6 protein-coding genes and 1 pseudogene are annotated in these 8,661 nt (G+C 67.5%); 2 read left to right on the forward strand and 5 right to left on the reverse strand.

Annotated features, from left to right (window positions below):
- Window positions 1-562, reverse strand: a pseudogene (locus ACO48X_RS09170) (lipid II:glycine glycyltransferase FemX); the annotation flags it as partial.
- 68 nt (window positions 563-630) lie between these two features.
- On the opposite strand from ACO48X_RS09170, the gene ACO48X_RS09175 reads away from it, so the two are divergent.
- The gene (locus tag ACO48X_RS09175) at window positions 631-1,209 is read left to right on the forward strand and encodes a DUF3000 domain-containing protein (RefSeq protein ID WP_485001785.1); all 579 of its coding nucleotides are present in this window, start codon (window positions 631-633) and stop codon (window positions 1,207-1,209) included.
- On the forward strand, window positions 1,209-2,429 hold the full coding sequence (locus ACO48X_RS09180) for an HRDC domain-containing protein (RefSeq protein ID WP_485001786.1): 1,221 nt from the start codon (window positions 1,209-1,211) through the stop codon (window positions 2,427-2,429). Before ACO48X_RS09175 ends, ACO48X_RS09180 begins: the two co-directional genes overlap by 1 nt.
- A gap of 52 nt (window positions 2,430-2,481) precedes the next feature.
- Here the strand turns inward: ACO48X_RS09180 and dxs are convergent, their stop codons facing one another.
- The 4 genes from dxs to ACO48X_RS09200 form a co-directional block, all read right to left on the reverse strand.
- Window positions 2,482-4,356, reverse strand: coding sequence for a 1-deoxy-D-xylulose-5-phosphate synthase (gene dxs, locus ACO48X_RS09185; protein ID WP_485001787.1), 1,875 nt, complete (start codon window positions 4,354-4,356; stop codon window positions 2,482-2,484).
- Window positions 4,357-4,523: 167 nt separating this feature from the next.
- A complete protein-coding gene (locus tag ACO48X_RS09190) occupies window positions 4,524-5,912 on the reverse strand; it encodes a dihydrolipoyl dehydrogenase family protein (protein ID WP_485001788.1) in 1,389 nt (462 codons plus the stop codon).
- Window positions 5,913-6,022: 110 nt separating this feature from the next.
- Complete coding sequence (locus tag ACO48X_RS09195) at window positions 6,023-7,252, reverse strand: class I SAM-dependent RNA methyltransferase (protein WP_485001789.1); 1,230 nt, start codon at window positions 7,250-7,252, stop codon at window positions 6,023-6,025.
- The coding region (locus tag ACO48X_RS09200) for an APC family permease (RefSeq protein WP_485001790.1) at window positions 7,249-8,661 on the reverse strand (1,413 nt) is incomplete at its 5' end. The genes ACO48X_RS09200 and ACO48X_RS09195, both read right to left, overlap by 4 nt.

The raw sequence follows: 8,661 nt of genomic DNA on the forward strand, positions 1-8,661 counted from the left end.
GCAGCTCGTACAGCTCGCCGAAAACGGCGTGCGCGTCCTCGGTCTCGTCCGCTGCGACGAGAGACTCGTCGCGCATGGCCTTGCGCACATCCCGCCGCCCGCGCTTCTTCATCGAAGCGAGGAGGGCTTCCCCGTCCTTTCTCAGATCGAGGACAACGGTTCTGTCGTAGGTGACCGATTGGAGGAGTTCGCGAAGGTCGCCGGCGCGATGGTGCGCGTGAAGCCGAACAAAATCGACCTCGGGTTCGAGGCCGCGGACCACCCTGACGAGGTCGGAGCGAAACGCCGCCTCCTCCCGCGCGCTGGGAGTGCGGCCGACCCAAACGGGGCCGTGCTTCGCCCAAAGGTATGTGAATCCTCGCCCCCGCATCTTCGTGGCGGTGAGAAAGGCCCTGGGTTCGCCGTCGACCAACCACACGAGCTTGCGCCACGGAAGCCGCCCGCCCACGGCCCAGTCGAAGACCTCCCAGGCAGAGGTCTGTTCGAGAGGCAAATCGACCTTCGCTTCGTCGGCCAAGCTTTCGAATTCCGAACCTACATCTTCGAATCTGCTTGTCTTCATGGTGTAAGCCTACCTGCATTCGGCGCGCCAGCTTCAGCCCGGGCCCTCCGTCCGAGTAGTGTTGCGACGTGCCAGAAATCGAAGCGCCCGCCGAGTTCCTCACGGCCCTCGAGTCCCTCAAGGGGCACGCGTTCCGCAGCGAACTCCACGTGAGTCAGATACCGCCCCCGGCGAAAATCGCACCGTGGGCGGTGGCGCTTCAAGCCGAAATCAACGATTCTTCCTCGCTCGATCCCGATTCCTACCGCGGAAACGCACGTTTCGTGCTTCTCTACGACCCCGAAGGCCAGCCTGCGTGGGACGGCACCATCCGAATAGTCGCCTATGCCAACGCCCCCGTCGAATCCGACATGGGCGGCGATCCTCTGCTGGGCGAAGTATCCTGGACGTGGTTGGCCGAATCCCTCGAAGCCCGCGGCGCCGAATATCACAACCTGACGGGAACGGTCACTCGAAACTACAACGAAACATTTACAGGAATGCACATGACGGATTCGACGATCGACCTCGAGGTGAGAGCCTCGTGGAGCCCCGACCATGCCGACGTCTCGGCCCACCTTGACGCTTGGGCGGACTTTGCCGCAAGCGTATGCGGCCTGAGCCCCGACGGCGTCGCCGCTCTCCCCCGCTCCTCGGGAGCTCTTTAATGTCGGATTCGGTAGACATACAGCCGCTTGACGTCCCAAGCGAAGGGATCCCCGAGCTGACAAACCTCGACATCGACGACGCCGTCTCCGCTCTGGCCGCCGGACGCGGCCCTTTCGCCATCGACACCGAACGCGCCATGGGCATCCGCTACTCGGGAAGGGCGTACGTCGTCCAAATCCGCCGAGAGGGCGCGGGAACCTTCCTCATCGACCCCGTCGGCATCGAAAACCGCCTCGGCCCCCTCGCCGAACTCCTGGCGACGGACGTGTGGATCCTCCACGCGGCCGACCAGGATCTGCCGTGCCTGCGCGAACTCGGCTTCAATCCTCCCGAGATCTTCGACACCGAAGTCGCAGGCATCCTTCTCGGCTTCGAACGCATCTCGCTTCAGGCGGAAGTGGCCGAAGTCCTCGGATACGGCCTGGCCAAAGAGCATTCCATGGCGGACTGGTCGGAGCGCCCCCTCGCCCCGGAGCTGCGGGCGTACGCGGCGCTCGACGTCGAACTGCTCATCGAATTGCGGGAACGTCTCACGGCCATGCTGCGCGCGGCCGGGCGCCTCGAATGGCTTCATGAAGAGTGCGAGGAGATACGGCTGCGCGAGCCGAAAACCCCTTCGGCCCAGCCCTGGCGCAAGTCCGCGAGAAGGAACGGAATGACGGACAGGCGGGCGCTCGGCATACTCGAATCCCTGTGGCACTCGCGTGAGAAGCTGGCCAAAAAACGTGACCTTGCACCGGAGAAGGTGCTTCCTTCCAAGGTTTTGGCGGAGCTGGCCTCCCGCAAGCCCCGTTCCCGCGCCGACGTCACGCGCTCGCCCCTGCTTCAGTCAAGGATGCGGCGCAAGGACGCGCATACGTGGTGGGACGCCATATCCTCGGCTTGGGCAATCCCCAAGGAGGAACTGCCCGAGCGCGTCTTCCACGAATCCGCCGAGCCTTTCCCGGCCATCCGCAACTGGGAGCGCACCAACCCCGAAGCAGCGGCGCGATGGAAAATCGTTCGCAGCACGGTGCTGACGCGCGCCGACGATCTGGGAATTCGCCAAGAGATTCTTCTCAAACCCGCCTATCAGCGCGCACTCGCATGGGACGGCTGGGACGACCCTGAGGAGATCCCGATTCTGCTCGCCGCCCTCGGCGCGCGCCCGTGGCAGATCGACAACGTCGGCCAGCTTCTCGTGGCTGCGGCGCGCAGGTCGGAAAAGCCTCGCTCCTAGCCGTCTCGCTCCTGGCTTCTGGCAGCCGCAGTGCGAAGGCTCCGCCGGGAGCCTAGGAGCGAATCTCCTGCCGCACCGACTCGATGGCCGATCCGATCGCCGCCGGCGTCAGCCCCTCTGCGCGGCGGACCGATGCGCGGGAAGCGTGAGGCAGGAAACGCCGATCGATCCCCAGATGGCACAGCCTTCCGCGGTACCCCGACCGGCTGAGGGCGAGGCCGATTTCGCTTCCGACCCCGCCGTCGACAAGGCCGTCCTCGACGGTGACGACGGCGTCGTAGGAACGCAGAGCCTCGACGAGCTCGGGATCGACCGGCAACGCCCAGCGAGGGTCGAGGACGTCGGCGTCGCCGCAGCCTTCCGCCGCCTCGATCGCCCCTGGAACCGCCGCTCCGACCGCGACGACGGCGGTCCTTGCGCCGTTTCCCGAATAGACGAGGTCAGCGCCGCCCACGGCCCTCACGGCTTCGATCGGAGGCGGCGCCTCCCCCTTGGGATAGCGCACGAGCGTCGGCCCCTCGACGTCGAGCGCCTCGCGCAAAAGCTCCCTCAGCCGTTCGGCGTCGCGAGGGACGGCGACCCTCAGGCCAGGGACCATCGCGGCGAGCGAAAGGTCCCACATGCCGTTGTGGGAGGGTCCGTCGTCGCCGGTTATCCCGGCGCGGTCGAGGACCACGGTGACGGGCGCATCGTGGAGGGCCACGTCCATAAGCAGCTGGTCGAAGCCCCGGTTCATAAAGGTCGAGTAGAGGGCGACGACGGGATGGCATCCGGCGAACGCCATGCCGGCCGCCATCGTCAGGGCGTGCTGCTCGGCGATTCCGACGTCGATCACCCTCTCGGGGAAGGCGTCGGCGAAGGCGCCCAGTCCGACGGGCCGCAGCATCGCCGCCGTCACGCCCACGACGTCTTCGCGCTCGCGCGCGATCTGCGCGATTTCCTCGGCGAACACGGCGGTCCATCCGAAGCGCGCGGGCTCAATGGGCAGCCCGGTCTCGGGGTGGATGCGCCCCACCGCGTGGAACCGATCGTCGGCGTTCTCCTCAGCGGGGCGATACCCCCTGCCTTTTTCGGTTATCGTGTGCACGACGACCGGCCCCCCGAAGTCCTTCGCCAAGGCGAACGCCTCCTGAAGGTCTTTGAGGTTGTGCCCGTCCACGGGGCCGATGTACTTCATGCCGAGCGAGTCGAAAATGCCGGCGTCGACGAAAATGTCCTTGACGCCCTTTTTGATCGAATGGAGGGCGCCGTAGGCGGCCCGCCCCGGCGCTCCCGCGCCGAAAAGATGGCGTTTCGTCCACTTGAGGAAGGCCTCGTATTTTTTGTTGAGGCGGAAGTTGTCCAGGCGCCTGACGGGCTCGAATTTGCGGACGATGCCGCCCACCGTCGGCGCGTAGGAGCGGTCGTTGTCGTTGAGGACGATGACGATGGGCCTCTTCGGATCCTCCGCGATGTTGTTGAGGGCCTCCCATGCCATTCCCCCGGTCATCGCTCCGTCGCCTATGACGGCCACGACTCGGCGGTCCTCTCCGCGAAGCTCAAACGAACGGGCAATCCCGTCGGCCCAGGAGAGCGCGGTGGAGGCGTGCGAGTTTTCGACGACGTCGTGGACCGACTCTTTGCGCGCGGGATACCCCGACAGTCCGTCTTCCTGGCGCAGCGTGGAGAAATCGCGGCGCCCCGTGAGGATCTTGTGCACATAGCTCTGGTGCCCGGTGTCGAAGACGAGGACGTCCGACGGGGAGGAGAAGACCCGATGGAGGGCTATCGTCAGCTCGACGACGCCGAGGTTGGGGCCGAGGTGGCCGCCCGTCTTCGAGACGTTTTCAACGAGGAAAGCCCTGATTTCCTCGGCCAGGCCCTCAAGCCGCTCCGACGGCAGCTTTTTTACGTCGTCAGGTCCGAGTATGCCCTCAATCAATCCCAAGGCGACCTCCTTTTGCCATCGTCCATTCTAACCGCCGGGTCGGCAGTTGCAGCGCCGCGTCGGCCCTCCGCCCATGTGTGCGGAGGGCCGCCGCAGGTTTTCGGCGCGACGCAGCCGTCAGAAGGCAGCCCGCGCCGGAGAGAGGCGCCGTCCGTCCGTCTCCGCCGTCAGCCGAGCGAATCCAGGACGATGTTCAACCCCTCGGCCATCGTCGGGTGGGCAATGACGGCGTCGCGCAGCTTGGGCCAGGGAAGGCCCCCCAGCATGGCCGTCTGAACGGCGGCGATCACCTCGCTCGCACTTTCGGCGACGATCGCGGCGCCGAGGATCTCCTCGGTCTCGGCGTCGACGACGACCTTGTAGAAGCCCTCGACGTGGCCGTGCGTCTTGGCTCTCGGGACCGCCGCCGCGGCGACCTTGGCCACCCGGATGTCCCGTCCGGCCGCGCGGGCCTCGCTCTCGCTCATTCCGACGCGCCCGAGCTCGGGGGTCGCGAAGACAGCCCACGGGATGAGGCGGCCCTCCGTCGAGGCGTCCTTGCCGGCGAAGAGGTCGCGCAGCACGCGGAAGTCGTTCCACGAGGCATGCGTGAACTGGGGAGTTCCGGCGACGTCGCCCGCGGCGTAGACGCCTGGCGCCGTCGTCTCGAGGCGGGAATCGACCTTGACGAAGCCGCGCTCGGTCAGTTCGACCCCCGCCGCTTCCAAGCCCAGGCCCTTTGTGGCCGGAGTGCGTCCGAGCGCCACGAGGAGGCGCGTTCCCGAGACCTCGCCGGCAGTCGTGTGGACGAGGACCCCCTCGTCGCCCGAGGACACGCGCACCGCGCGCTCGCCGGTGCGCACCGTCACGCCCTGCGCGGCGAGGTTGGCCGCCATCTCTTCGGCGACGTCCGCGTCCTCCCTGGCAAGAATGCGCTCCCCGCCCTCGATGAGGGTCACGTCCGCCCCGAAGGCCGCCATCATCGAGGCCATCTCGACGCCGATGACTCCGCCGCCGAGAATGACGAGCCGATCGGGAATCTCGGTCAGGCGAAGGGCGTCCTCGCTCGTCCAGTAGTCGACGTCGCTCAATCCCTCGATCGGAGGAATCGCCGGCGTCGTCCCCGTGTTGATCAGGACCTTCTCGCCCTCGACCACGCGGACCGAGCCGTCGGCCAGCGTCGCCTCGACGGTCTTCGGCCCGACGAACTTGGCCGTTCCGAGAACGAAATCCAGCCCGGGGGCGGCGAACATCTTCTTATGCGCCTCGACCATGCCGCCGACAACGCTCTCCTTGCGGGCGCGCAAGGCCTCAAGGTCCACTCCCGCCGAGGCGAGGTCGGCCCCGGGCAGATCGACCCCGTAGGCCGCGGCCGTGCGAACCTCGGCAAGCCTTCGAGCGCTCGAGACGAGCGTCTTTGTCGGGATGCAGGCGACGTTGATGCACGTTCCGCCGATTTTGTCCCGTTCGACCATGAAGACTTTGTCGCCCTTCTTGGCACGAAGCATGGCGAGAGACTTTCCGGCCTTTCCGCCTCCGACGACCACAAGATCGTATTTTTCGGGCGCGCTTGCCATCGTATTCCTCCGTATATTTTGCGTTTATGCGGTATGGGCTCGTTCCCACCCGATGCATACAACGTGCAGCGCACAGAACGCATTCCGAGATGCGGATCACTCGATTCGCATCACTCTACTACGGTTACGCATTCGAAATGATGTGTGTTCGGGAAAATGTCGACCGCCTCAAAGAAGGTTGCCTTGCGCCCGCATCCCCGCATGACGGCGACGTCGCGCGCCATGGACGCCGGGTCGCAGGAGACGAGGACGATCCTGCCGACCTTCGCCTCGCCGAGCATTGCCGCCAGCTCCGTTCCAAGCCCCGCCCTGGGCGGATCGGCCACGACGACGTCGCCGTTGACCCCCTCCAGCGCGTGGGCGTCGATCCTCGCGGCGCGGGTGCGGGCCCACGGCAGATCCCGAAGGTTCGCCCGCGCGTCCTCCACCGCCTCTCGGGCCCCCTCCATCGCGTAGACGGCGCCCGACTCCCCCGTCGCGACAGCGAGCGGCTGCGTCAGCAGGCCGGCGCCCGAGTAGAGTTCGACGACGCGGTCCCCCGGTTGGACGTTCGCTCCGCGCATGACGAGCTCGACGAGGCTCGCCGCCGCCGCTCGGTGGACCTGCCAGAATCCGCCTGCGTGGACCTGGTAGGCGTACAGCTCGCCGCCGACCACGACGTCCTCGCGGACGACCTCGTCGGCCCGCATGCCCGGCGCCCACCACGAATCCCCGCCGATGAACAGGGCGGGGTCAGACCCGGAGGGGGCAAGCGCCTTGACCCGCTCCCCCGGCTTCCACCACGAGCGCCAGCCGCCGAAGAGGTCGAGCTCGCCGATCTCCTCGACGGCCAGAGGAAAGCTCGCCACCCCCATGAGCTCGTGGCTCGAATCCCTGTACATCGCCGGCCGGCCGTCCTCGCCCACGACGAATTCGATCCGGGTGCGCGTGGCCCACCCGGAGGTCGCGGCGTCGCCGGGAAGGGCTGCGACTCGCGGCGAAAGGCCCTGCTCGGCGAAGTGCTCCTGAAGGTCGCGGCCGCCGATTCGGCCGAGGGTCGTCGCAAGGACGTGGCTTTTCCACTCCGCCTGATAGTCGAAGGCGACGTGCCCGAGATCGGCCCCGCCGACGCCCAGCGGCCCGGCCTCCGGCCACACCAGGCCGACCCTGTGCTCGGAGGGGTTCGACAGGACCTCCACGACGTCGCCGCGGATGAGCGTCGAACGCTGCCCGGTCACCTGAACTCGCACACGCTCGCCCGGCAGGCCGAAGCGGGCGAAGACGACCCTGCCGTCTTCCGCTCTGCCGACGGCGGACCCGCCGTGGGCGACGTCGGTCAAATCTATGTCGAGCGTTGTCATTCGTCCTCCTCGGTCGGATGAAAAAGATAGGGGACCTCGGCGAGGATCACCCCGGGTTCGTGGCGCAAATCGGCTATGACGCTCGGCATCGACCTTCGCAGGAAATACCCCTCCCAGACGCCCGCCGCGAGGATCCTCTGGTAGAAGACCGCCACGACGTCGCCCGGATGCATCTGGTGCAGAGAGTGGACGTAGTCGACGATGTGCCCGCGCGTGGCCCCCTGCGGCGTGCCGAGAACCGTGAGGTCGACGGGAAGGCCCGCCTCCTTCCAGTCGTCGCGAAGCTGGCGCGTGCGTTTTGGATCGAAATCGACCGTCAGGGCGGTCAGGCTCGACAACCTCATGGCCCGAGCGTAGCTCACCGTGCGCAGCGTCGGGTCATCGACCACGCTGACGAGCACGACTCCGTGGATGCGTGTGGGCAGGCGGCGGCCCGCCGAAAGGTTCGCCACGGCGAGGGTTCGGGCGACCTTGCCCATGCTCCGGCGCGCCAGGAGCATGATGAGCGCGGGAACCGCCAGGCCGACGAGGGAGACGGCAAGCCATGTGCGTTCGATGAAAACCGTCAGGCCGATCCCGGCGCCGCACACGCCCGCCATGGCGGCGAAGGCCCATTTCGTCAGGCTCGCGCTCCTGCGCTCGGCCCGCTCCAGCGACTCTTTGAGGATTCCGACAGAGCGCAGCGTCATCGCCACGCACGTCAAGCCGAAGTGCAGGAACGCGCAGACGACGAAGACGGTGGCCCCCGCAAGGCTTGAGACGAGCACGCCCGCGAAACCGGCGGCGAGGACCGCCGTCAGCCCCACGATGACGAGGCGCGGCTTGATCGCGTCGCGTGTGCCGAGGCGGCGCGGGAGTATGCCGTCTGTGGCGAGCTCGCTCAGCAGGAAGGGCAGGCGGGCGTACGCCGCAAGGGCCGCGGAGACGCCGAGCAGGGCGTATCCTGCGGCGACCGCCTTGTAGCCGCCGCCCCCCATGAGGCCGTGGGCCATCGACAGGCTCGGCACGCCGAGCCGCTGGCCGGGAAGCTCGAAAAGTATGGACAGGTAGAGGGTGACGACTATGGCGACGGTCGCGCCGCCGAAGCGGGCGGCGAGCCAGGGCGGGCGGACCCTGCGGGTGCGCGCGCCGCCGTGGACGCGCTCGCCCAGGAGCACGAGAACGCAGGCAGGAAACGCCGCGGCCATGACGGCCGTCATGAGCGGATGGGAAACCCCCGGGTTTCGGCCCGAGAGAACCGCCTGGCGACGCGCGGCCATGGCGGCGTCGGCCGCGGATCCCTGGGCAAGTTCGGCGACGAGGCCCCATATGAGAACCGTTGCGACCGCGAGGGCCCCGAGGGCGGCGGTGACCCAGTACAGCCGCGATTCCCTCCCCCTTCGCAGAAGCACGGGAAGGGCCAAGGCGAG

It is taken from the genome of Peptidiphaga sp., assembly GCF_057238965.1.